The sequence below is a fragment of the Thermaerobacillus caldiproteolyticus genome, assembly GCF_015326725.1.
Lineage (GTDB): Bacteria > Bacillota > Bacilli > Bacillales > Anoxybacillaceae > Thermaerobacillus > Thermaerobacillus caldiproteolyticus.
In genome coordinates, this window is sequence record NZ_CP064060.1 from 2,417,589 (window position 1) to 2,441,909 (window position 24,321).

The 24,321-nt window shown below is 41.1% G+C and carries 20 protein-coding genes and 1 other annotated feature; of the genes, 5 read left to right on the forward strand and 15 right to left on the reverse strand.

All coding sequences use genetic code 11. The annotated features are described in order from the left end of the window. Window positions 1–46 precede the first annotated feature (46 nt). The 7 genes from ISX45_RS12100 to sppA form a co-directional block, all read right to left on the reverse strand. A complete protein-coding gene (locus ISX45_RS12100) occupies window positions 47–1,240 on the reverse strand; it encodes an acetate kinase (RefSeq protein ID WP_194519078.1) in 1,194 nt (397 codons plus the stop codon). A 210-nt stretch (window positions 1,241–1,450) separates the two neighbouring features. Next, the gene (locus ISX45_RS12105; protein ID WP_194519079.1) at window positions 1,451–2,440 is read right to left on the reverse strand and encodes a class I SAM-dependent methyltransferase; all 990 of its coding nucleotides are present in this window, start codon (window positions 2,438–2,440) and stop codon (window positions 1,451–1,453) included. A gap of 177 nt (window positions 2,441–2,617) precedes the next feature. Continuing rightward, on the reverse strand, window positions 2,618–3,118 hold the full coding sequence (gene tpx, locus ISX45_RS12110; protein ID WP_181554719.1) for a thiol peroxidase: 501 nt from the start codon (window positions 3,116–3,118) through the stop codon (window positions 2,618–2,620). Between the two features lie 94 nt (window positions 3,119–3,212). Beyond that, a complete protein-coding gene (gene ytfJ / locus ISX45_RS12115; RefSeq protein WP_194519080.1) occupies window positions 3,213–3,683 on the reverse strand; it encodes a GerW family sporulation protein in 471 nt (156 codons plus the stop codon). Window positions 3,684–3,695: 12 nt separating this feature from the next. Continuing rightward, window positions 3,696–4,382: a DUF2953 domain-containing protein gene (locus ISX45_RS12120; protein WP_194519081.1), complete on the reverse strand. Its 687-nt coding sequence runs from the start codon at window positions 4,380–4,382 to the stop codon at window positions 3,696–3,698. A 67-nt stretch (window positions 4,383–4,449) separates the two neighbouring features. Beyond that, window positions 4,450–4,920 (reverse strand): RDD family protein, encoded by a 471-nt coding sequence (locus ISX45_RS12125; protein WP_194520695.1) that lies wholly within the window; start codon window positions 4,918–4,920, stop codon window positions 4,450–4,452. An 18-nt stretch (window positions 4,921–4,938) separates the two neighbouring features. Next, a complete protein-coding gene (gene sppA / locus ISX45_RS12130) occupies window positions 4,939–5,949 on the reverse strand; it encodes a signal peptide peptidase SppA (protein ID WP_194520696.1) in 1,011 nt (336 codons plus the stop codon). Between the two features lie 128 nt (window positions 5,950–6,077). On the opposite strand from sppA, the gene ISX45_RS12135 reads away from it, so the two are divergent. Continuing rightward, complete coding sequence (locus ISX45_RS12135) at window positions 6,078–6,887, forward strand: NAD kinase (protein WP_194519082.1); 810 nt, start codon at window positions 6,078–6,080, stop codon at window positions 6,885–6,887. 250 nt (window positions 6,888–7,137) lie between these two features. Here the strand turns inward: ISX45_RS12135 and mbcS are convergent, their stop codons facing one another. The 5 genes from mbcS to ezrA form a co-directional block, all read right to left on the reverse strand. Next, window positions 7,138–8,730 (reverse strand): acyl-CoA synthetase MbcS, encoded by a 1,593-nt coding sequence (gene mbcS, locus ISX45_RS12140; protein WP_194519083.1) that lies wholly within the window; start codon window positions 8,728–8,730, stop codon window positions 7,138–7,140. Between the two features lie 122 nt (window positions 8,731–8,852). After that, window positions 8,853–9,056 carry an alpha/beta-type small acid-soluble spore protein gene (locus ISX45_RS12145; protein WP_181554725.1) on the reverse strand — a complete coding sequence of 68 codons (204 nt, stop codon included), beginning with the start codon at window positions 9,054–9,056 and terminating at the stop codon, window positions 8,853–8,855. A gap of 80 nt (window positions 9,057–9,136) precedes the next feature. After that, a complete protein-coding gene (thiI, locus tag ISX45_RS12150; protein WP_181554726.1) occupies window positions 9,137–10,342 on the reverse strand; it encodes a tRNA uracil 4-sulfurtransferase ThiI in 1,206 nt (401 codons plus the stop codon). Window positions 10,343–10,347: 5 nt separating this feature from the next. Then, window positions 10,348–11,490 carry a cysteine desulfurase family protein gene (locus ISX45_RS12155; RefSeq protein ID WP_194519084.1) on the reverse strand — a complete coding sequence of 381 codons (1,143 nt, stop codon included), beginning with the start codon at window positions 11,488–11,490 and terminating at the stop codon, window positions 10,348–10,350. Window positions 11,491–11,633: 143 nt separating this feature from the next. Continuing rightward, a complete protein-coding gene (ezrA, locus tag ISX45_RS12160) occupies window positions 11,634–13,355 on the reverse strand; it encodes a septation ring formation regulator EzrA (RefSeq protein ID WP_194519085.1) in 1,722 nt (573 codons plus the stop codon). Between the two features lie 193 nt (window positions 13,356–13,548). Here ezrA and hisJ point away from each other — a divergent pair, with 193 nt between their 5' ends. After that, window positions 13,549–14,352: a histidinol-phosphatase HisJ gene (hisJ, locus tag ISX45_RS12165; protein WP_194519086.1), complete on the forward strand. Its 804-nt coding sequence runs from the start codon at window positions 13,549–13,551 to the stop codon at window positions 14,350–14,352. A 57-nt stretch (window positions 14,353–14,409) separates the two neighbouring features. Further along, the gene (locus tag ISX45_RS12170) at window positions 14,410–14,889 is read left to right on the forward strand and encodes a GAF domain-containing protein (protein ID WP_194519087.1); all 480 of its coding nucleotides are present in this window, start codon (window positions 14,410–14,412) and stop codon (window positions 14,887–14,889) included. Between the two features lie 56 nt (window positions 14,890–14,945). Here the strand turns inward: ISX45_RS12170 and ISX45_RS12175 are convergent, their stop codons facing one another. Continuing rightward, window positions 14,946–16,811 carry a diguanylate cyclase domain-containing protein gene (locus ISX45_RS12175; RefSeq protein WP_181554731.1) on the reverse strand — a complete coding sequence of 622 codons (1,866 nt, stop codon included), beginning with the start codon at window positions 16,809–16,811 and terminating at the stop codon, window positions 14,946–14,948. A 329-nt stretch (window positions 16,812–17,140) separates the two neighbouring features. Between ISX45_RS12175 and rpsD the strand changes: the two genes are divergently transcribed. Continuing rightward, a complete protein-coding gene (gene rpsD, locus ISX45_RS12180) occupies window positions 17,141–17,743 on the forward strand; it encodes a 30S ribosomal protein S4 (RefSeq protein ID WP_181554732.1) in 603 nt (200 codons plus the stop codon). 168 nt (window positions 17,744–17,911) lie between these two features. Here rpsD and tyrS read toward each other — a convergent pair whose 3' ends face one another. Continuing rightward, window positions 17,912–19,171 (reverse strand): tyrosine--tRNA ligase, encoded by a 1,260-nt coding sequence (gene tyrS, locus ISX45_RS12185; RefSeq protein WP_194520697.1) that lies wholly within the window; start codon window positions 19,169–19,171, stop codon window positions 17,912–17,914. Window positions 19,172–19,218: 47 nt separating this feature from the next. Continuing rightward, window positions 19,219–19,441 (reverse strand) — a binding site (T-box leader). A gap of 184 nt (window positions 19,442–19,625) precedes the next feature. Here tyrS and ISX45_RS12190 point away from each other — a divergent pair. Then, entirely contained in the window at window positions 19,626–22,454 is a 2,829-nt protein-coding gene (locus ISX45_RS12190; protein ID WP_194519088.1) for a transglycosylase domain-containing protein, read from the forward strand. 38 nt (window positions 22,455–22,492) lie between these two features. Here the strand turns inward: ISX45_RS12190 and acsA are convergent, their stop codons facing one another. Beyond that, a complete protein-coding gene (gene acsA / locus ISX45_RS12195; RefSeq protein ID WP_194519089.1) occupies window positions 22,493–24,208 on the reverse strand; it encodes an acetate--CoA ligase in 1,716 nt (571 codons plus the stop codon). Window positions 24,209–24,321 lie beyond the last annotated feature (113 nt).

Genomic DNA, 24,321 nt, shown 5'->3' on the forward strand with positions numbered 1-24,321 from the left:
TAGTATATAAAAAAGCTGGATATGAAACCATATCCAGCTTTTGTCGTTACGCTATATTCGCCAATCTCACCACATCGCGAGCAATCATCACTTCTTCATTTGTCGGAATAACAAGCACCTTAACTGGCGAATGCGGATAGCTAATGAACGCTTCTTTGCCGCTTACTTTATTCAACGCTGGGTCCCAGTATACACCCATGAATTCAAGCCCGCGCAATACTTTTGCCCGCACGACTTCGCTGTTTTCACCGATTCCAGCTGTGAAAATAATCGCGTCAACACCGCACATGCGCGCTGCATACGAACCAATGTATTTATGGATGCGGTTAGCAAAGACTTCTAGCGCTAACTCGGCACGCTCGTTTCCTTCTGCGACAGCTTTTTCAATATCGCGCAAGTCACTAGAGAAACCAGAAATACCGAGCATTCCGCTTTTCTTATTTAACACTTCAATGACTTCTTCCGCTGTTTTCCCCGTTTTCTCCATAATGTATGGAATTAATGCCGGGTCAATGTTACCGGAACGCGTTCCCATAGCTACTCCAGCAAGCGGTGTAAAGCCCATGGACGTATCAATCGATTTTCCGCCTTCTACCGCAGCGATACTTGCACCGTTTCCTAGATGGCAAGAAATTAAGCGTAACTGCTCAATCGGGCGCCCAAGCAATTCCGCCGCACGTTGCGTCACATATTTATGGGACGTTCCATGGAATCCGTATTTACGAATTCCGAATTTTGTATAGTACTCATACGGAAGGCTGTATAAAAATGATTGCTCTGGCATCGTTTGGTGGAATGCAGTATCAAACACAGCGACAGCCGGTACATTTGGTAAAACCTCTCTAAACGCTTTAATGCCGACAATATTCGCTGGGTTATGCAACGGAGCGAGCTCTGATAACTCTTCAATATCTTTTAACACCTCATCTGTGATGAGAACCGAGTCGCTAAATCTTTCGCCACCGTGAACAACGCGATGGCCGATTCCGTCGATTTCCTCAAATGATTGAATAATGCCAAAAGTAGTTAATTTATCAAGCAGCAATTTTACAGCAACAGCATGGTCAGGAATCGAGATGACTTCTTGAACTTTTTCGCCGTTTACCGTAATATTGAAAATCGCATCTTCAAAGCCAATCCGCTCCACTAACCCTTTGGTTAACACCGTTTCACTCGGCATTTCAAACAGTTGAAATTTCAAAGATGAACTACCGGCGTTAATGGCCATAATTTTTGACATATTTCGAAACAGCTCCTTTAATGCTACATGGCAAGTATTGTTATTCTTATTGTGCTCGATTCAAAGCAATTTCAATATACCTTTTTCATTTTATGCCTGTTTCCCCCACGTTTTCAAGAACATTATCACTATGTAACCGTTTGCATTTTATATGTTTTTATATTTCGAAAATACAAAAAATGGTTCCCGCTTCCATCGGGAACCATCTGTTCATTCATGTTTTTCTGTCGCAAACCACTCATCGATTTTTCGCATCATCACCTGCATGGCTTGTTTATTCGAGAATCTTGGCAGCTCAGCAAGCAACGCTTTTTTCGGCGCTTTTACGTTTGCGCCTTTCTTTTGTAAAATAAAAATGCTTTTCGCCGCTTGTTCGTTTTTAAACATCGACATCGGCAACTGCAATAGTCCTTGAATGACCGCTTGCTCTTTTAAAAAGGCATGCAGCTGCGCCGATTGATCGCTTGAAAATAAAGAGTTTGGAATTAGGAAAAACAGATAGCCTCCTTCTTTTGTATAATATAAGCTTTGTTCGATAAATAAATGGTGCGCATAGGAATGGCCATTCTCCGCTTTTAATACAAAACGAGACGCGTTTGCATCGTTCGGGTAATAGCCGACCGGTAAATCGCAAATGACAACATCCGCACGCTCGACAAACAGCGGCTGTAAACTGTCTTGATTAAACAGTTGGATCGGTTGTTTTTGCAAATTGGCGTTCACATAAGCGAGTCTGATTAATAAATCATCGACATCGGCTCCATAACTTTTCACTTGTTTTCCCGGCAAATGGTTGAGTACGGTCGTCAATAAATTGGCCGTACCAACGGCAGGGTCAAGAATCGTTAACGCAAGATATTTTCCAGTGAATTTGCTGACTATATAACTCATGAACAGACCTACCGCATCCGGAGTCATTTGATGGTGCGGTTGCGTATGTTCTTTCATTCCTTTTAACACAGTGAGTTGAAATGCTTTGCGAATCTCTTCGTTTGTAAAGCGATCGAGTTGAATTTCTTTATACTCTTTCTTCAATCTTTTAGCATTGAGTTCACTTACTTCTTCCTGCAGCACGTCCCCGTGAAAGACGTTCTCTCCTGTTTCAGCAACTGCCTCTAAATATGTACATTGTAACTCTTCTTGCAAAATTGTTGCCGTCTCATCAAACAGTGTGAATAATCGTTCAACTGGAGTAGTCATTTTTTCTCCACCTTTCTGATGGGTGTCCAATGTCTTATTGTATGAATAACGACGCGGTTATGGCAAGTGTTTTCTTGCACTGTTTCGTAAGCAAAAGGACTGGCCAACGGCGTAAAACGCTTCCCTCACGGAAAAAGACCTCGAACAAGTCGAGGCCTCTTTCATTCTGTTCCATACTTATTTTGCTGCTTTTGCCGCTTCAATTGCTGCTTCGTAGTTTGGATGGTTCGTTACTTCCGGCACATACTCAACATATGTTACTTTATCATTGCTGTCAACAACAAAAATCGCACGCGCTAATAAGCGTAACTCTTTAATTAACACTCCATACGCTTGCCCAAACGACACGTCGCGATGATCGGAAAGCGTTTGGACATTCTCAATGCCGTTTGCTCCGCACCAACGTTTTTGAGCAAATGGCAAGTCGACGCTAATCGTTAACACTTTCACGTTGTCCAATTTCGCTGCTTCTTCGTTAAAACGGCGCGTTTGCGCATCGCATACTCCTGTATCAAGTGATGGAACGACACTAATAAGGCGAACATGCCCTTTTGTATCCGCAAGCGTTACTTCTGATAAATCGTTCGCTAACACTTTGAAGTCTGGCGCTTGATCGCCAACTTTGACTTCATTTCCAACTAATGTCACTGGATTACCTTTAAATGTTACATTAACCATTGAAAATTTTCCTCCCGAAAAGTTATGTACAAAGTCATCATAACGGGAATACAAAAAAATTTCAATGATTTTGACTTATAGGACAATTAAACCCCTAAATCTCCAAGTCCTGTTTCGGTATTGTTCCAGTCGTCGGATGTTGTGATTCATTTTTATTTTTCTTTAGCATAGTTTGAATTTTTTCGATTACTTGCGGAGCGAAATCAAGAAGTTTTTCATATAAATGCGTGCTTTCATCAAGATGAAGAAGCTTCACTCCTGAAGAGTTCACAACTAAAAACGCAATCGGCGTAATGGACACACCGCCACCGCTCCCACCACCAAATGGATGTTCTTCTTTTGTTGGTTGAGCGGTTCCGGGTTGCTTTTCCACCCCATTTGTTTTCTCATCAAGCATAAATTCGCTTCCGCCTGCCGCGAACCCAAAGCCTACTTTGGAGACGGTTAAAATAACGCTACCGTCTGGTGTTTCGACAGGGTCACCGATAATCGTATTGACATCAATCATTTGTTTCAAGTTTTCCATCGCCGTCGTCATAAGTCCTTGGATTGGATGATTGCTCATAATACACTCCTCCTAGTAGCTTTCGTTTGCTTGTTGAGTGGCAAACGATTTGATCTCCGACAAATGGTTGCCACGCCAATACTTCACAATCCGTATTCCTGCTAATATAGTATGCCCGACTCGAAAATGAATCATACATACAAATTTTGTTTCAGAAACAGTTTGTTGAAAACAAGGAGTGATCATAAGAACAGGCATCGTTTTTAATTTCATATATTTGCTGAAAAGAGCAACAATACTGTATTTCAGCGACCATCCTAATCCAGCTGCCATTCCTGTATAAGCAGCATCCCCTGTTCCAATTTTACTTTGCCACTCAAACTTCGTGATTGAAACACGTGCAAAAAACTTTTTTACAATTTCGTTCAAACGGACAACATGCCGCGCGAAGTTTTTTGTTTTTTCGAAAGTATCAATGATATCTTTCAGAGTATATTTGCTTCGTTTCGATGGACTTTCGGAAAGATTTTTTACCGTTTCTTTATGAGTAATGATAATGCTAGGCGATTGCTTGTCTACCTTAATAACCGGAACGTGAATTGTATAGCGAATAAGACCAAATAATGTTTTTATCGTAATCCGACATTCATCATCATCTTGCGCATGTTGAAAAAAAATCGTAACCGATAATTTCATAATAGAAAGTAATAAAAGCAATAAGAAAAGAACGACAATGATGATGCAAGCTATTTTCAACATTAGCACTCCCTTCATCATACCATTGTCACCACATGCACAAAAAAATAAACCTGTCATACAGACAGGTTTACTCGTGAACAACAATTGTATCGGCGATTTGGTCGTGAAGGCCTTTCTTTTTTTCGGAAAAGGCTACAAATAAAAAGCCAATAAATAAAATGGTTTTGGAAATAAACTTTCCGACTACCTCACGAAATAGCACCGTCGACCATGTTAAAGATTGGTGATTGATGTCAATGACTTTTAAGCCAAATACCATTTTTCCTAATGTTTGTTGAAAGTATTTTGTCATTAACACAAAATATGCATAAAACACCACTGTTGTCGTAATCGTAATCGGAGCAAACATGCTCGTTTGATCAACGGACAGATCGAAAAAGCGAAAGAGCGGATACACAATTAAGCGATTGATGCTCCCCACAACAAGCAAATCAAGTAAATAGGCCCAAAATCGCATCCAAAATCCAGCATAACGATTGGTCACCGTCGTGGGAGGAAGGACCTCTTCTGTCGTAGCTGTATATACATTTTCTCCCATCACACATGTTCACTTCCTTTACTCTGCATATAAATACATTAAACGAGGCGAAGTTGGTTTGGAAAATACATTTTTTAATTGAGTAATTTCTTGACTCGCTGTCGATAACCGCTGCATGCTCATCTGGAATAAAGAACTAAACGGAAGCTCATTCGTGTACGTAACGACTTGAGCTCCTTCCAAATGATGATCTTTTTTCATTGCAGCAATCGTGTCATCTAAATATCCAAACTCATCAATCAGTTTTAATTGTTTTGCTTGACGCCCGTCATAAATACGTCCATCAGCAATTTTGCGAACTTCGCTTTCTGGAATATGTCTTCCTTCCGAAATTACTTTCACAAATCCATCATACGAATTGCGAATGAGTGACTGTAAAATGTTCCGTTCTTCTTCTGTCATTTTCCGGGAAGGACTCATAATGTCCTTATAAGGACCGCTTTTTACCGTTACAAACTCCACTCCGTACTTTTTAGCAAGCCCTTCATAATTAATATTTTGCATAATAACTCCCAATGAGCCTGTAATGGTTTCAGGACTTGCAAAAATTTTATCGGCCATCGTTGATATATAATACCCTCCTGAGGCCGCCATTGCGCCCATGGATACGTAAATCGGTTTTTTTGTTTCTTTCTTTAATTTTACAAATTGGTCATGAATTTCAGCGCTTTCTACCACACCGCCACCCGGCGAGTTTACACGCAATACAATTGCTTTAACCGTATCATCATTTTTGGCTTGCTCGATCATTTTCAAAAATGCGCGATGGTCGTAGCCGGCAGCCGTGAATAAAGATTCTGTATCTTCGCCTTCTTGAATGACACCGTTCACCTCAAGTACAACAATTTTTTTCAATTCATCCCCATCCTCAAGTACTTCCTCACTAAAATCTTGATCGGCCAGGGAGAGCCACTCTTCTGACCACTTCCCTACATCTCCAGCAATCATTGATGTGACGACATGAACTAATGCTGAAATAATAAATAATGCCGCCGCAATGGCTAACGCAATCCAGCGTTTTCGATTCATCATTCTTCCTCCTAAAACAACACGATTTATTTTAGATTTATTCCAATAATGGTACAATATATGTATGATTCATTTATTTTACCATAATTATGAGTTCACTAAAACTATGATAAATGGAGGTTTCCAACATGCCAGAGCGCCGCAATCACCTTTATTTTTTTTATAAGCACGATGAACAACTCATAGAACAAGTCAAACCGCTTATGGAATTAGCCCAACAATCCGGGTTTGTCGTAGTTGGCGATTACCGCAATGCCAATATCATTGTCAGCATTGGCGACGATGGTTCGTTTCTTCAAGCTGTAAGACAAACGGGATTTCGAAATGATTGCCTATACGTGGGCATTTCTACGCTTCCATCACACGCACGCGGCTTTTATTGCGACTTTCATATTGACGATGTCAACCATATGGTTCAATCGATGAAAAACGAACAAATTGAAGTAAGAAGATATCCGATCATTCAAGCGACCATCGATGATACGGCTTCGTTTTTTTGCTTAAATGAGTGCTCGATTCGCTCTGGAATTATTAAAACGTTTGTAATGGATGTATTTATTGACGATCTTCATTTCGAAACATTTCGTGGGGACGGAATGATTGTAGCGACTCCAACAGGAAGCACAGCTTATAATAAATCCGTTAACGGGGCGGTAGTAGATCCTCTTCTTCCTTGCATTCAAGTGAGTGAATTGGCTTCGTTGAATAACAATCGCTATCGGACATTAGGGTCTTCGTTCATTTTAAGCGGGGAACGAAAATTGACCTTAAAAATCTCTCCGGAAGGAAATCATTATCCGATTATCGGAATGGACAACGAAGCCCTCAGTATTCAACATATCGAAAAAATTGATATTGTCTTAAGCGATCGCGTGATTAAGACGGTAAGATTAAAAGATAACTCGTTCTGGGAAAAAGTAAAGCGGACGTTTTTATAAGAAAGAGGAAGCCGCACAATTTCACCATCCTATCTCCCTGAAACCGACTCTAGATGCTTCCTGCTTCGAGGGAGAAGGGGATTGAGGACAAGAAACAAAACGACAGAGGAAGGCTATTTTCCAGACGGCGTTGCCAGCCGGACAAGACCACGAAAAAGGGCTGTCCCTCCAAAACAAAGGGAAAGCCCTTTTTAAATACTATACGACTGCATATGATAAAACGTTTATAGGACAGCTCTCTTTTATATGCTTATTTCTGTTGGGCAAGACGCATTTCTCGTTCGCGCAATTCGACGCGTCGAATTTTTCCAGATGTCGTTTTTGGTAATTCATCAACAAATTCGATTTTGCGTGGATATTTATACGGAGCAGTGAGTTGTTTGACATGCTCTTGTAACGCTGGGATGAGCGCTGGATCATTCGTGTCAACCCCTTCGCGAAGCACGATGAACGCTTTTACGACATGACCGCGCACTTCATCCGGACTTGCCACAACAGCACATTCTTTGACGGCCGGATGTTTGACGAGCGCATCTTCAACCTCAAACGGTCCAATCGTATAGCCAGAACTGATGATGATATCATCACCACGCCCTTCAAACCAAAAATATCCATCTTCATCTTTTTTCGCTTTATCTCCTGTAATGTAGTAGTTCCCACGAAATTGCATCGCTGTCCGTTCAGGGTCTTTATAGTAATATTTAAACAAGGCCGGTGTTTCGATATGGACGGCAATATCTCCTACTTCTCCCTCCTTGCAAGGTTCACCGTTTTCGTTGATGATTTCAACATGATTGCCAGGAGTCGGTTTCCCCATCGAACCCGGTTTGATTTTCATCCCTTTCATAACGCCAACAAGCAAGGTATTTTCTGTTTGCCCATATCCGTCTCGCACTTGAATATTGAAATATTTTTCAAATGTATCAATGACTTCTCGGTTCAATGGTTCCCCCGCAGATACGGCACTATGTAAATGCGGCAATTGATAGTTTCTGAGCGTTGTCACTTTCGCCATTAAGCGGTATTCCGTCGGCGTACAACAAAGAACATTCACTTCATATTTACTTAAAAGCTGAAAATATTTTTCCGGATCAAAACGGCCATGGTAGACCAATCCTGTTGCTCCTGAACCGAGCGTTGATAAAAATGGACTCCAAATCCATTTTTGCCATCCCGGACCCGCAGTTGCCCATACAAGGTTATTTTCTTCAATGCAAAGCCAATTTTTTGCTGCTGTACGTAAATGAGCATACGCCCATCCATGCGTATGAACGACTCCTTTTGGATTTCCCGTCGTTCCTGATGTGTACGATAAAAATGCCATATCGTCGCGAGAAGTATCAGCAGCAACGAGTTCGGCGCTTTCACGTTCAATTGCTTTTGTTAAGTTAAGCCATCCATCTACCTCTCGCTGTCCAATAAGCCATTTGACGATGTGATGAATATTTTCAATCGGGTTAAACTGCTCGACATATTGCTCATACGCAATGATCGCTTTTACTTCTCCATGCGAAATACGATACTGTAAATCTTTTGTTCTTAACATCTCCGAGCTTGGAATGACAACGAGGCCCGCTTTTAAAGCGGCTAAATATACTTCATACGCTTCAATTAAGCGCGGCACCATAATGAGTACCTTATCCCCTTTTTGCAAACCACAGGAAAGTAAAGCGTTTCCAATTTTATTCGCATTTCTCATAAGCTCGGCATATGTAATTTCCCTCGTTTCCCCCTGTTCGTTCTCCCACTTTAGCGCAATTTTGTTTGGAGTACCTTGTGCGTATTTTTCAATTTCAGAAGTTAAATTATAGCGTTCAGGAGCGATTAAATCTTCCCGTTTCATATTTCCCCATCCCCTTGCATCAAGTTTTCTTTAATCAATTATACGAAATTATCTTAATATTTTGTATATTTTTTTAAAATAATAAAGGCGGGATTACCCCGCCCTGTAGCCATAATATTCAATTAAAATTGAGAACCGCCTAATTGTTGTTGCGCGATAGCAACAAGACGTTTTGTGATTTCTCCACCAACAGAACCGTTTGCGCGTGAAGTAGTTTCAGCACCTAATTTTACGCCGAATTCTTGGGCGATTTCGTATTTCAATTGCTCAAGAGCTTGTTGTGCTCCAGGAACTAGCAATTGATTAGAGTTGTTATTGCGTGCCATGTGTCTTCACCTCCTTGTACCTATAGAGTGTGTGAAAACACATGGAATCATGCATTGATCATTTTGGTAAATTTTGAGATTTAGAATAGTTGCTCGAATTCATCCACCGTGGCAAATTGTTCATCAATCACTAATGTTTCCGTATTAGCAATCGCTTCCTCTACTAATGGAGTTAAATCGATAAAACTTTCATAATGAATCACTTTTTCTTTCTTCGGCTTCGTTTTTGGAGCACTCGGTGTAAAAATGGTACAGCAATCTTCGTATGGAAGAATCGAAATATCATGAGTGTCAATATCTTTCGCGATTTTAATAATTTCTGTTTTGTCCATCGAAACAAGCGGGCGAAGAATCGGTGTTGTTGTTACATCGTTAATGACCGTCATGCTTTCCAGCGTTTGACTGGCAACTTGTCCAAGGCTTTCTCCTGTCACAATGGCAAGTCCATTATATTTTTGACGCAATGCATCCGTAATTTTTAACATCATTCTTCGAGATGAGATTAACGAGTACCCATCCGGCACTTGCTTATGAATCTCTTGCTGGATGTCTGTAAACGGAACAATATGGAGTTTGATTTTTCCACCGAACTTCGTTAGTTTTTTCACTAAATCAATCACCTTTTGTTTAGCGCGTTCGCTCGTAAACGGTGGACTGAAAAAGTGCACTGCTTCAATTTTCAAGCCGCGTTTCATCGCTAAATATCCCGCTACAGGGCTGTCGATTCCTCCGGACAGCATGAGCATTGCCTTTCCGCTCGTTCCAACCGGAAGCCCGCCCGCTCCTGGAATATCGCGGCACGTTACGTATGTTCCATCTTTTCGCACTTCGACCCGAACATTAATATCTGGCTCATGCACATTTACCGTTAAACTGTCTGTATTTCGTAAAATGTAACTGCCAATTTCATAATTGAGTTCATTGCTGCTAAACGGAAATTGCTTATCTGCCCGCTTGGCACTCACTTTAAACGTTTTTCCTTTATGCGGCAATTGCTCTACAGCCGCCAATGCCGTTGCCTTGATTTGTTCAAGGTCATTTTCGCATTTCATCGCCAAGCTAAACGAATGAATTCCAAATACCGTTTTTAACTGTTCAATAATATCTTCATGCGGTTCCCCATTCAGTAAAATATACATCCGGTCACGCATCGACTCAATCTTTATATTGGGGAATCGCTTTAATTTTCTTTTAATATTTCGTTTTAGATGAACAACGAAATGATTACGGTTTCGTCCTTTTGTGGTCATTTCTCCATAACGAATTAAAATGCGATCATACTTCATCTCTCTTACCTCGTTACCTCTTGTAATTTTTGAATGGCCTCTTTCATAGCCCGAATGGCAATTGGAATTTCTTCCAATGTATTTTCAAATGATAAACTAACGCGGACGGCGCTTTCGGCTCGTTTTTGGTCCGCCCCCATCGCCAATAGCGTTTTGCTTGGTGCTTTCTTTTTCGACGAACAAGCAGAAGTTGTCGAAACAAAAATGTCTTGTTTAGCCAGTTCATGAACAAACACTTCAGATTTTAAACCATTTAATGAAAAATTAATAATATGCGGTGCAGAGTGCTCGAGGGGCGTATTTACCTGAATATCTGGGATTGCTTGCAGCTCCCGAATCCATGTTTTCTTGACATCCCATAAATAAGCAATACGCTCCCTATATTTTTCTAAAGACATCCGTAACGCTTTTGCCATTGCCACAATCGCCGCTACGTTTTCTGTGCCGGAACGTCGTTGCATTTCTTGACCTCCTCCTGCTAAAAGCGGAGAAAGCCGAACACCGTCACGAACATATAAAATGCCTGCTCCACGCAAACCATGAAACTTATGAGCGGACATCGTACATAAGTCAATATGCGCTTTATGAAACTGGAGCGGAACTTTCCCTATACCTTGGACATGATCGACGTGAAAAAGGATTTTCGGATATTGTGTTAACAATTGACCAATTTCCTCAATCGGTTGAATCGAGCCAATTTCGTTATTTACATGCATAATCGAAACGAGAATCGTATCATCACGAATTGTTTTCACTAATTCATCGATGTTCACCCGTCCTGTCTTATCGACGGACAAGTAGCTTACATCAAACCCTAGCTCTTCTAATTGGCGACACGGTTCCGCTATCGATGGATGCTCAATCGCCGTTGTAATAATATGATTACCGCGATGGCGATACGTAAGTGCAACCCCTTTAATCGCAAAATTGTTCGCTTCCGTTCCCCCGGAAGTAAAAATGATTTCACTCGGTTTTACTCCTAACGATTTCGCTATTTGTTCCCTTGATTGCGTCAACAACTGTTCCGCTTTCATTCCTAGTTCATGGAGAGAAGACGGATTGCCAAAGTATTTCGTTGCAACCGTCACAAACGAGTCAACTACTTCCGGAAACGGTTTTGTCGTTGCGCTATTATCTAAATAAATCATGACCTACAGCCTCCGATTGTCCATGCTCACATAAACAGGTAGTCCGTTTTTTATAATATAAAATAAAATCGCTTTATCGCAACAAAAACATACCATTTACATTATTCACGAAAAAACCGATAAATATCTATCTGGATAGATATTTATCGGTTGCCTTTTTCACTTAGCTGTTTCGACTCGTCCTTTTCCAACAATTGTTGAATTCGTTGCAGCGCACCTGGTTCAACTTTTTCGACAGTCGCTACCGCTTGTTCTAGCGCTAGCTCGTAATCGTAGTTACGGAATGATAACTCAGCTTCCTCAAGCCCTTCCTTGACTGACGAATAGCGACGACGATAACGGTTTCCATATTGGATGACCTTCTCGACTAGCTCCGCTTGTTCAATCATTTCGGTCGTTCGCTCATACACCCGTTGCACAAAAACAGCAGCCTCATCTAATGCTTGATTTACGGCTTCCATATTTAATGGCTTTTCATCAAGGCGAAGCGTGACACGCATCAGCAAATTTTTCGCTTCATCTAGCTGTAATTTGTATGCTTCCGGCAATCCCGGCAACCGGCTTTTTTTCACTAAACGAATGGCTTCAGATAGCTTCTTTTTCATATCACTTAATTTTTCGCGCGCAATTAATTCATCTTTTCGCAACGTTTGCAGCATGTCGCGAAATTGCTCATGCTCTTCTTTCATCATTTTTATTTGTGCCACTAATTGTTCAAGCTCTTCTTTTAAAATCGAATGGGCTGTTTGTTCTTCGATCATGCGAGCTTGAATGAGCGAAAAGCGTTTTACTAATTGATGAATTTGTTTTTCAATGCTGCGATATTTTTCGAGGTCTTGAGCAGACAAGCGATAGCTTTGTTGCACAAATAAAGTCTCTTCACTCGTTTCTTTCGCTTCTTCACTCAACTGATATAGCTGTTCCTTAATTTTTCCAACTTCTTCCTTGACATATTGATGGGCGATGACTTCCTTTTCTAATAAGTCGTATAATGTGTCAATCTCTTCTTTGATCTCTCCAATGGCTTGTTTCGCTTCCTCCACGCGGAGATCGTGAATCATTTCGATGTACTGTTGTAGTTTTTCTTGCTTTTCTGCGACTTCTTGCTCGATCTGGAGATGATCAAGAATATACCCTGATTCATTCATTTCCTTATAACCATCTAAAAGCTCTGCAAGTTGAGCAGGAATCGTCGTTTGACATTCGTTAAATAGCTCAGGAATGTCATGAAGCATTTGTGAGAACACGCTTAGTTCTTGCTTTAAGGATAGAACAACTTCTCTCGCTGCTAAATAATTCCCGGAATTCGTTAAATCTTCAAATCGTTGAAACTCGCTATGAATCTCGTCAAGTTTTTCGTTTAATTTTACTTCTGCATCTCCAAATGTATGGCGATAGGCTAGCAATGTCTTTTTCGCGTTTCGATATATTTGTTTGAGCTCTTCGATTTCGGTACGATTTTGCTCCTCGCTTCCAACCAATTCCTCTAGTTCGTGAAGAATCGTTTGAATATCTTCTTCGATTTTGCGAAGCGTATGCTCGATCTCTCTTAGCAACGCCTTTGCCTTTTGATAACGGTATTTATCAAGGAGTTCTTCTGTATCAAATAATTTTTCTTCCACCATCGGAAGTTGTGTAGCGACAATTTCATCCCATTGGTGGCGCCAGCGCTCAAATAACTGTTCGGTTTCTCCTGTCATATTGAGCCGTTTGACTTTGGAGAGCTCGTCGGTAATCGGCCGATTCATGATGGCAATTTTCCACGCTTCAAGTCGGTCAATTTCTTGATACAATCTCTTCCGATAAATGTAATTATATATCATTACTCCACACATAAGGAGTAGAATCATTACTGCGATTTCCATAAGTAGCCCCCTTGCACCCGAGTTAGTCAAAGAAATAAAATGACAGTTTATCGAGAAGGCAAAAACATCTTGATAATGTTTTTTCAATGTTTTTATGATACCATGTTAACGACATTTTTTGAGCAAAATTTTTAATTTTTTTTACAGAAATCCTCATTTTTTTCATCGTACGCCGAAGAAAGGAGTGATTGCTTTGCGAGACGGACATGTTCATACGCCGTTTTGTCCGCATGGAAGCACTGATTCGTTCGAACAGTATATTGAACGTGCAATTCATTTAGGGTATAAGGAAATTTCGTTCACCGAGCACGCCCCGCTACCTCTGACTTTTTCTGATCCGACCCCACACCAAGATAGCGCAATGAAGCTTGAACATATGGATAAATATATATCGACACTCCGTGAGCTAAAAAAGCAATATAAAGCGGATATTACCATCCATATCGGGTTAGAAGTTGATTTTATTGTCGGATACGAAGAAGAGACGGCGCGATTTCTTGAGGAAGTCGGCCCTGAATTAGATGATAGCATTTTATCTGTTCATTTTCTTTCATGCGGTAAGCAATTTTTTTGTTTAGATTATAGCCCCAACATGTTTGCAGCAATGGTTGACGCATTTGGCTCCATCACAAAAGTGTACGAAGCGTATTACGAAACCGTGTTACAGTCGATTCGCGCCGACCTCGGTCGATATAAACCGAAACGCATCGGCCATATGACACTCGTTCGTAAGTTTCAAAAGCAATTTCCTTGTGCTAAGGAAATGACCAACCATATTTTACACATTCTTGATGAAATCGAAAAGCGAGGTTATGAGCTAGACTATAACGGTGCCGGTGTCCACAAACCTCTTTGCTTACAACCTTATCCTCCAGATTGGGTCATTTATGAAGCAATGAAGCGCAACATACGTATCGTTTACGGATCAGATGCACATTGTGCGAACGATTTACATCAAGGAATCGAGGCAATGGTGAAAGAAGCACTTTTTATTTGACAATCCATTGCCACTCCTCATACAATAAGCGCATATGTAAACAGGGAGGCGATACTTTTGTTTCACGTTACTGCCTATAACGGAACAAAGGAAGAAAATTACGAATTAGTGATTAAACAGCTAAAATCGTTAATCGAAGGAGAACCGAATGCGATTGCCAACTTAGCAAACGCTTCTGCCCTATTAAATCAATTTTTAGAAAAAGTTAATTGGGTCGGCTTTTATTTAACAGAAGGAGATGAGCTCGTACTAGGTCCATTTCAAGGACTGCCGGCTTGTGTACGAATTCCGTTCGGTAAGGGTGTGTGTGGAACCGCAGCCAAAAACAAAAAAACCGAGCGCGTTGCTGACGTTCATCTTTTCCCTGGGCATATTGCATGCGATGCCGCATCCCAATCTGAAATTGTTGTACCAATGATTAAAAACGGCGAAGTGATTGGAGTACTAGATATTGACAGCCCTGTGAAAAATCGTTTTGATGAAGTGGACCAATATTATTTAGAAAAATTCGTCGAAACACTTGTCGCCTCATTATAATTATAATAATGAGACAGAGACGTGAAGAAAGGAATCCAAGCGAAACGGATTCCTTTTTATGCTTTATATTGATGATGATAGTCTTTTACAAACACACAATTTTTTCCCGTTCTTTTCGCCATATATAGCGCCTCATCCGCACGTTTAAACAATTCACTGGCTTCCTCTAGCCGATTTTTTTTCCAATACGAAACGCCACAGGAAATCGTTACAGGAGGACTCGTTTCTTGTCTCACTTTTGCCGCGAGACGATTCGCAATTGAAATTCCTGTGGTCAGCCCTACTTTTGGCAAATAAATCGCCAGCTCTTCGCCGCCCCAACGAGCGCCGATGTCGCTGTCGCGAACATTTTCTTTAATGATGTTGGCTACTTGAACGATTACAGCATCACCTGTTTGATGTCCATATGTATCATTAATCTCTTTAAAATTGTCGATGTCAATTAAAATGAACGTACCGAACGCATCTCGGTGCATCGATTTTTTTATTTGCTCGTCTAAATAATGACGCGAATATAACTTTGTCAAATAATCTGTAATGACGAGTCTCTCTAATTCCTCGCGCAGCATCGCATTTGTAAACGCAAGAGTAGAGTGATGAATTAATGACTGCAATAATTTAAACATTTCAAATGTAAAATGGTAAGGCTGGCGATGCAAAACGACAGCAAAACCTTTTAGCTCTCCGTGCTGCACCATCGGAACAGCCATTAACGACCGAAATGCTGGAATGGATGGAGATGTATGAATTTTGGCATCTCCCAAAAATACCATATCCCGTTCTGTTTGGATTCGCTTCGCAACGAATTCAATATACTTTTTCGATTGGCGGGATTGAAAGAACGGTGTGCTTCCGGGCAACAGTTTCTTTTTCGCACCTTGAAAGAGGAAAAAGCCGACTTCTTCAGCACAAAATGATTGTTTAATTTGCTGTACCATAAATTGCAACGCATCTTGCAGGCGCAAATTCGCATTGAGACGGTGCATTGTTTCGTTGATGAGCTGCAAATCAGCGACGAGCCTACGCGATTGTTCGTATAGTTGGGCATTTTCTAGTGCGCTTCCCGCTGTATTTGCCAATAAAGAAATAAAATTCACTTCACTTTTTGGAAACTCCATAATATAGGGAGCAATAATTTCAAGCACACCATAAACGCCTTGTGCTCCTTTAATGGGTGCATACAAAATCGAACGACGGAGTTGAATGGAGTCCTTTAACTGAATTTTTCCCGTCAGAAATGCTTGCATTGCTGCCATATTCTCATCGTTTTCTTCAAAAGCGAGCGGCTTGATTGGCAAATGCTCGTGATATTGGTTGTCATGTGACAAAAATAAATAATATGTAAATGACGGATACACTTGCTTCAATGTATAAATAATTTCTTCTAACACATCGTCGATTTTCATTGATGAGTGAATTTTTGCAGTAAAATGATGGAGCCGCTCATATCGTTTTTCTTCACTAAGACCTCGTGAAATCTTTCTCATTTTGCTGAATAGCTGTGAAAAATCCTTCTCTATTTTTTCAAGAAACGATTCGCTAAAATATTGATGCTTCTCATACACCAATTGCAAAATTCCAATAAACTCTTCAGGAAGATAGAGGAGCATTCGCGCGGTTGTGTACGGTCCATCTTCATCAATGTACAGTGGTTGTTTCGTCTCGTCCATCATTGATACGAGATAATCTGGTGGAACGTGATGAAAATGTCCTTCTTCATTCGTCGTCACTTCGGGATAAAGTAGCTTCTTCAACGGATCAAACAGAAAAAAGGTTGCTTCCTTAATCATGAGTTCTTGCTTTAACAAAAAAAGCAGTCCCATCATGACTTTTGAGAAATCATCGTAATCATCATACGCTAAGAACCAATCGAAAAACTTTTTCTTAAAGGATATATATACCTTTTCCTCCTGTGTCTTCATGGCCCGCTTCACCCACACCTATATTTCTTATATATGGAAAGATAAATAAAAATTTTTCAAAAAATTACATCTTTTATTATATCATATTATTTTGAAGCAGTGTAAATAAATATTGACTTTAGTCTATAAAAATCATATAATAGCCTTTGTGTAAAATATAGCAGCCTTAGTGATCACCTTTATGGACTCATTTTGTTCCTCTTTTTAAGAGGTGTATCGTGTAACTCTTAGCTGCTAGAGCGAGGATACATGAAAACAAAATGGCCATAATTGTTGATGCACGTCTGCTTTTATTTTACCTGAAATAAAAGCAAAAGGAGGAGCATTGAATGGCTCGTTATACAGGTCCAATGTGGAAACTTTCTCGCCGCCTTGGGATCTCTTTAAGCGGCACAGGTAAAGAGTTACAAAAACGCCCTTACCCACCAGGTCAGCATGGTCCAGGTCAACGCAAAAAACTTTCTGAGTACGGTTTACAATTACAAGAAAAACAAAAACTTCGTCATATGTACGGTGTGAACGAACGTCAATTCCGTAACACGTTCGAGGCAGCTGGCAAAATGCCTGGTAAACACGGGGAAAACTTCTTAATTCTTCTTGAATCTCGCTTAGATAACCTTGTTTACCGTTTAGGCTTTGCGCGCACTCGCCGTCAAGCTCGTCAGCTTGTTAACCATGGTCACATTTTAGTCGATGGAAACCGCGTAGATATTCCATCTTATCGCGTAAAACCTGGTCAAACGATTTCTGTTCGCGAAAAATCTCGCAACCTTCAAGTAATTAAAGAAGCGCTTGAAGCAAACAATTTCGTACCTGACTATTTAACGCTTGATGCTGACAAATTGGAAGGCACGTATACTCGTTTACCTGAACGTTCCGAGTTACCAGCTGAAATTAACGAGGCATTAATCGTTGAGTTCTACTCTCGTTAATGCCTATCATCCCTCTGGACATTATTCCAGAGGGATTGTTTTTTTCATAGGAAAGCACAGGCTCTCTATTAAGTGCAACGGGCAAGTGCTTTTCCCCTGCCGAGGAGACTGAGAAGCAAAATATCCATTTTGATATAATCAAAAAGGGCTCCTTAAAAAAGAGCCCCATTATTTATAGCGAATTAAATAATATTTTTTCTTTCCGCGACGAATCACAGTAAATCGTCCTTCAATACGGTCTTCCTTCGTTAACACTTTATTTACATCCTGCACTCGCTCACCGTTGACATAAATCGCCCCATTTGTGACATCCTCACGCGCTTGGCGTTTGGACGGAACAATCTTGCTTGCCACAAGCAACTCTACTAAGGCGACTTCTTCACCTTCATATTCAAAAGAAGGAACATCTTTAAAGCCTTGCTCGATCTCATCGGCAGTTAACGTAGAAATGCTGCCGCTAAAGAGCGCCTCAGAAATTTTGATTGCTTGCTTCAACGCTTCTTCGCCATGAACGAGTTTCGTCATTTCTTCCGCCAAGGCTTTTTGTGCCGCTCTTTTTTCCGGCGCTTCTTGCAATTCTTTTTCAAGCTGTTCGATCTCTTCTTTTGATAGGAATGTAAAATATTTTAAGTATTTAATGACATCACGGTCATCGGTATTAATCCAAAATTGATAAAACTCATACGGAGATGTTTTTTCTTTATCGAGCCAAACCGCTCCGCCTTCTGTTTTCCCAAATTTCGTTCCATCCGCTTTTGTAACAAGCGGAACTGTGAGTCCAAACGCTTTCGCCTCTTCTTCAGTTTTTCCAATAAGCTCCAATCCCGCCGTAATATTCCCCCACTGATCGCTGCCGCCGATTTGCAACCGGCAGTTTTCGTTTTGATACAGCTTTAGAAAATCAAGGGATTGCAAAATCATATAGCTGAACTCAGTGAAGGAAATCCCCGTTTCAATGCGCGATTGAACGGATTCTTTTGCCAGCATGTAGTTAATACCAAAATGTTTGCCGACATCGCGCAAAAACGAAATAACATCAAGAGAGCCGATCCAGTCATAATTGTTGGCAATTTTCGCCGGATTGTCCGCCGCCTCAAAATCTAAAAAGCGAGACAATTGTTCTTTAATTCTTTCACTCCACTGCACGACGACTTCTTTCGCATTCAGCGTGCGCTCGCTTTTTTTACCGCTCGGGTCACCAATGAGCCCTGTCGCTCCTCCAACAAGTGCAATAGGCTGATGACCCGCTAATTGGAATCTTCGTAACGTCAAGATCGGCAACAAATGGCCGATATGCAGGCTATCGGCTGTTGGATCAAATCCGGAATATAACGTTACTTTTTCCTCTGATAATAATTTGCGAAGCCCTTCTTCATCAGTCACTTGGTTAATAAGGCCACGCCACTGTAAATCTTGCAATAAATCCATCTCTTTCACCTCTTTTTGCAAAAATAAAAAACCCGCCCCTAATAAAACGAAGGGACGAGTTAACATCGCGGTACCACCCTACTTAGAAAGCATAACGCTTTCTCACTTCATTCCGATAACGGCATTCACCGTCTTTTGCTACTTGGACGCTCCGTTCGCAAAAGATGCTCGAGGAGGTAATTCATGCTTATCTTTGTGCTAGTTCGCACCAACCACTAGCTCTCTGAAAACAGGGAGATAAACACTACTCAATCCTGTCATCGCTTTGATGATATGTTTTTTGATATACATGTTTTTATCATAATCAAGAGGGATTGTCAAATCAACTCAGAAAAAATGACAAAAAACCATAATATTAGACATTGGATATGATATAATAAAACTACTTTTTAAGCACCGATATATTTTCATAATGTTCTGTCATTTTTATTTTATTCTTATGGAGAGGATGCCTATGGAGCAAGAGAAACAAACGTTCTCCCTTCAAAAAACGCTGCGCTATTTACGCATTACGTATGAAATCGGTTGGAATCTTTTTCTTATCTTTATCATTTTACTTATTTGCGCTATTTGTTTTGCATTTGGTGTCGGTGCTGGGTATTTTGCTTCTTTAGTTAAAGATATGCCAATTCCTTCGTACAAAGAAATGAAACAAGATATTTATAACTATGAAGAAACGACCCATATTTATTTTGCCAATCGCGTCTATCTCGGGAGTTTTCGCACCGATTTAGAGAGGGAAGAAGTGCATTTACAGGATGTCTCCCCTTACGTAATCAAAGCGATTATTGCCACAGAAGATGAGTATTTTTATGAACATCGTGGAGTTGTACCAAAAGCGATAATCCGCGCTTTATTTCAGGAAGCCACCAATTCTTCTACACGCACAGGTGGAAGCACATTAACACAACAGCTTGTCAAAAATCAAATTTTAACAAATGAAGTATCATTTGAAAGAAAAGCGAAAGAAATCTTGATCGCCCTTCGTCTCGAAAAGTTTTTCCGTAAAGACGAAATTTTAGAAGCGTATTTAAACGTCGTTCCCTTTGGCAGAAACTCGTCCGGCCGCAACATTGCCGGCATCCAAGCAGCCGCGCAGGGCGTTTTTGGAGTTGATGCCAAAGATTTAAACCTTGCTCAAGCGGCATTTTTAGCTGGTCTTCCACAAAGTCCCTTTGGATATACACCATTCACAAGTGATGGAAAAGTCAAAGACGATCTTTCCCCTGCGTTAAACCGGATGAAAACCGTTTTGAACCGAATGAAACGGGCGGGATATATTTCTGACAAGCAATATGAAGAAGCTCTACAGTATAATGTTGCTGAACATTTTGCACCACCGAAGCCATCACCGTTCGAAAAATATCCATGGCTGACAATGGAAATTGAACAGCGCGCCAAAGAAATTTTAGCTGATGTTTTAGCAAAAAAAGACGGCTATGAGAAAAAACAATTACTCGAAAACACTTCGCTCTATCACAAATATCTCGCGAGAGCGGAAAAACAGCTTCGACAGAATGGGTATGAAATTTATACAACGATTGATAAGGATATTTACGATCACATGCAAGCTGTTGTCGCTAAATACCCGTATTTTGGTAATGATATCATCAAATATGTAAAAGATGAGAAAACAGGAAAAACCATTGCAAAAGCTGAGCCGGTTGAAGTCGGGGCAATGCTTATTGAAAATAAAACTGGACGAATCATTAGCTTTGTTGGCGGAAGGGATTATCACCGACAACAGTTAAATCACGCAACACAGGCATATCGCTCAAACGGTTCAACAATGAAACCGCTTTTAGTCTATGCTCCAGCTATGGAGATGGGAGTAATTCAACCAGGCTCTGTCATTCCTGACGTTGAGCTATATGTAAAAACGGCAAGCGGCACCTACAGTCCAAAAAACGCTGATCGGCAAACACATGGATTGGTATCTGCTCGGCGTGCTCTGCAATACTCATATAATATTCCAGCCGTGCGCACATATATGAAAATCATCAATCAACACCCGATAACATATTTAGAAAAAATGGGCTTTACAAGCTTAACAAAAACGGATGCAACGAACTTATCGATGGCGCTCGGCGCTTTAACCAAAGGAGTGACTGTGGAAGAAAACGTTAACGCATATGCAACATTCGGAAACTACGGAACGTTTGTCGATGCTTATTTAATTGAAAAAATTGTTTCAAAAGATGGACAAGTCGTCTATGAACATAAAAGCAATCCTGTCCCTGTCTTTTCTCCGCAAACATCGTACTTAACGATCGACATGATGCGGGATGTAATTCGCCAAGGAACAGCAGCATCCCTCCCATATTACTTAAAGTTTCAAGCTGATTGGGCTGGAAAGACAGGAACCGGACAAGATAATAAAGATGCCTGGTTTGTCGCGACAAATCCGAATGTCACATTCGGTGTTTGGATGGGATATGATACGCCAGCACCGTTACAGCTCAAATATAAAGGGCTATCCTATAGCAAACGAAATTTATTGTTATGGGCACAACTGATGAACGCTGCTTATGACGTAAAGCCGGATTTAATCGCGCCGAAAAAACGGTTCAATATGCCGGGTGGAATTGTCCGACGCGCGTATTGTACAATTTCCGGACTTGTTCCGTCCGGCTTATGTGCCAAAGCAGGGTTAGTGAGCTATGACTTGTACAATACAAAATTCACACCGAAGAATGGAGAAACCTATTTAACAGAAGGGATTTTTGTTGAAGTAAACGGAAAACGGTATGCGGCACTCGACACCACCCCACGTGAATTTACAACTAGAGGGGTAATGTTGGATGAACGATTGTTAAGCCAGTTAGGAATCAGTCACGTACGCGATGTAACAAAGCTCCTTCCAAAATCAGGTCAATGGGCAACGACGCTGTTTGCTGGCCAACTACCTGAAAACGGAAAGAATCCAAGCCCGCTCACCATTCATCTAATAAATGGAGCTATCCGTTGGTCTTCCCACTACGAAAATGATGTCATTGGCTACCGCGTATATCGATCGGAACGGGAAGGGGCACCATTTCGCATTGTAGCAACGATTAAAGCTGGGCAACCATTATCGTTTTCCATCCGTTCCGCAAGCGGCGTATATTATGTGACAGCTGTTGATATTGCAGGAAAAGAATCATCGCGCTCCAACATCATTCAGCTATCTGAACCGAAGTCATCAACTTCGAATCCAAGCAAGCCGGAATCATCAAGTCCAACTAAGCCGTCTGAAGAAACAAATTCAGGCAACGCTCCCCCTCCTACAGAATCGTCACAATAATAGATACCCCCTCGATCAACTATCGAGGGGGTATCATTTTAGTCTTCCATTGTTGACAAATCTCCTGTCGGTAAATTCAATTCCCATGCTTTCAAGACACGGCGCATAATTTTTCCGCTGCGCGTTTTTGGAAGCTTATCACGAAACTCAATTTCGCGCGGCGCTGCGTGAGCGGCCAACCCTTTTTTCACAAATTCACGAATATCTTCAATCAATTCTTCAGAAGGCTCATATCCATCACGGAGCGAAATAAACGCTTTAATAATTTCACCACGAACCGGATCTGGTTTTCCAATGACTCCAGCTTCCGCTACGGCTGGATGTTCGACAAGCTTACTTTCGACTTCAAACGGGCCCACACGCTCACCAGATGTATTAATGACATCATCAACGCGTCCTTGGAACCAAAAATATCCATCTTCATCCATGTACGCGGAATCTCCGGAAACATACCAATCACCAATGAAATAGGATTCATATTTCTGTGGATTGTTCCAAATCTTCTTCATCATCGATGGCCAACCCTTTTTAATCGCCAAGTTCCCCATGCGATATGGCGGCAGCTCATTTCCTTGGTCGTCAATAATTGCTGCCTTCACCCCCGGAATCGGTTTTCCCATTGATCCCGGTTTAATTTCCATGCATGGATAGTTACAAATGAGATGCGCTCCTGTTTCGGTCATCCACCACGTATCGTGAATGCGACGCTGGAACACTTTCATTCCCCAACGGATGACTTCCGGGTTTAATGGCTCCCCGACGCTTAACACGTGACGAAGCGAGCTTAAATCAAATTTTTTCACCACTTCATCGCCTGCGCCCATCAACATACGAAATGCAGTTGGCGCGCTATACCAAACGGTAACACCATAGTCTTCAATCGTTTTATACCATGCTTCCGGACTAAAGCGTCCACCGACAACAACGTTAGATGCCCCGCAAAGCCATGGACCAAAAATACCGTACGAAGTTCCTGTTACCCATCCCGGATCAGCTGTACACCAATATACGTCATCCTCTTTTAAATCAAGCACCCATTTAGCTGTTTGATAATGTTGAATCATCGCGTTATGAACGTGCAAAACCCCTTTTGGTTTTCCCGTCGATCCTGATGTATAATGTAAGATGAGCCCATCTTGCCTGTCGACCCATTCAATATCAAAATGCTTGCTTGCTTCGTTCATTCGTTTCTTTAAGTCGATATACGGACCTTCCTCAACAATGTCATCACCGACTAACAGAACATATTTTAACGCAGGTAGATCATTCACCGGAACGCGCGGGAGAAGCTCTGGAGTCGTCACGATCACTTTTGCTTCGCTATCCTCTAGCCGATCGCGCACCGCTCCTTCCATAAAAGCTTCAAATAATGGCCCAGCAATGGCTCCAACTTTAATCGTTCCAAGCATAGCAAAATATAATTCTGGAGAGCGCGGCATAAAAATAAACACTCGGTCTCCTTTTTCGACATCAGCCACTTGCTTTAAGACGTTCGCGACTTTATTCGACCATTCTTTCATTTCTTTAAAGGTATATTTTTCTTCCCTTGACGCATCACGATAATAAAGAGCCACTTTATTTTTACGGAATGTTTCCGCATGGCGGTCAATCGCTTCGTACGCCATATTCACTCGACCGGTTTCCGACCATGAAAACTGCTTTTCTACTTCTGACCAGTCGAAGTTTTGGTAGGTTTCTTCATAGTTTTTTAAATTGTAATCCCCTTGTATGACTGGCAGTGTTTCAACTTTCATTCCCCAATTCCCCCTTATGTAAGTGGTTACATTCCCATTATAGTATACCTTATTTAAATTCTCAATTTTTTAAAAATTTTTATTCCCATTACTTGATAGAGAATTTTTTTGAA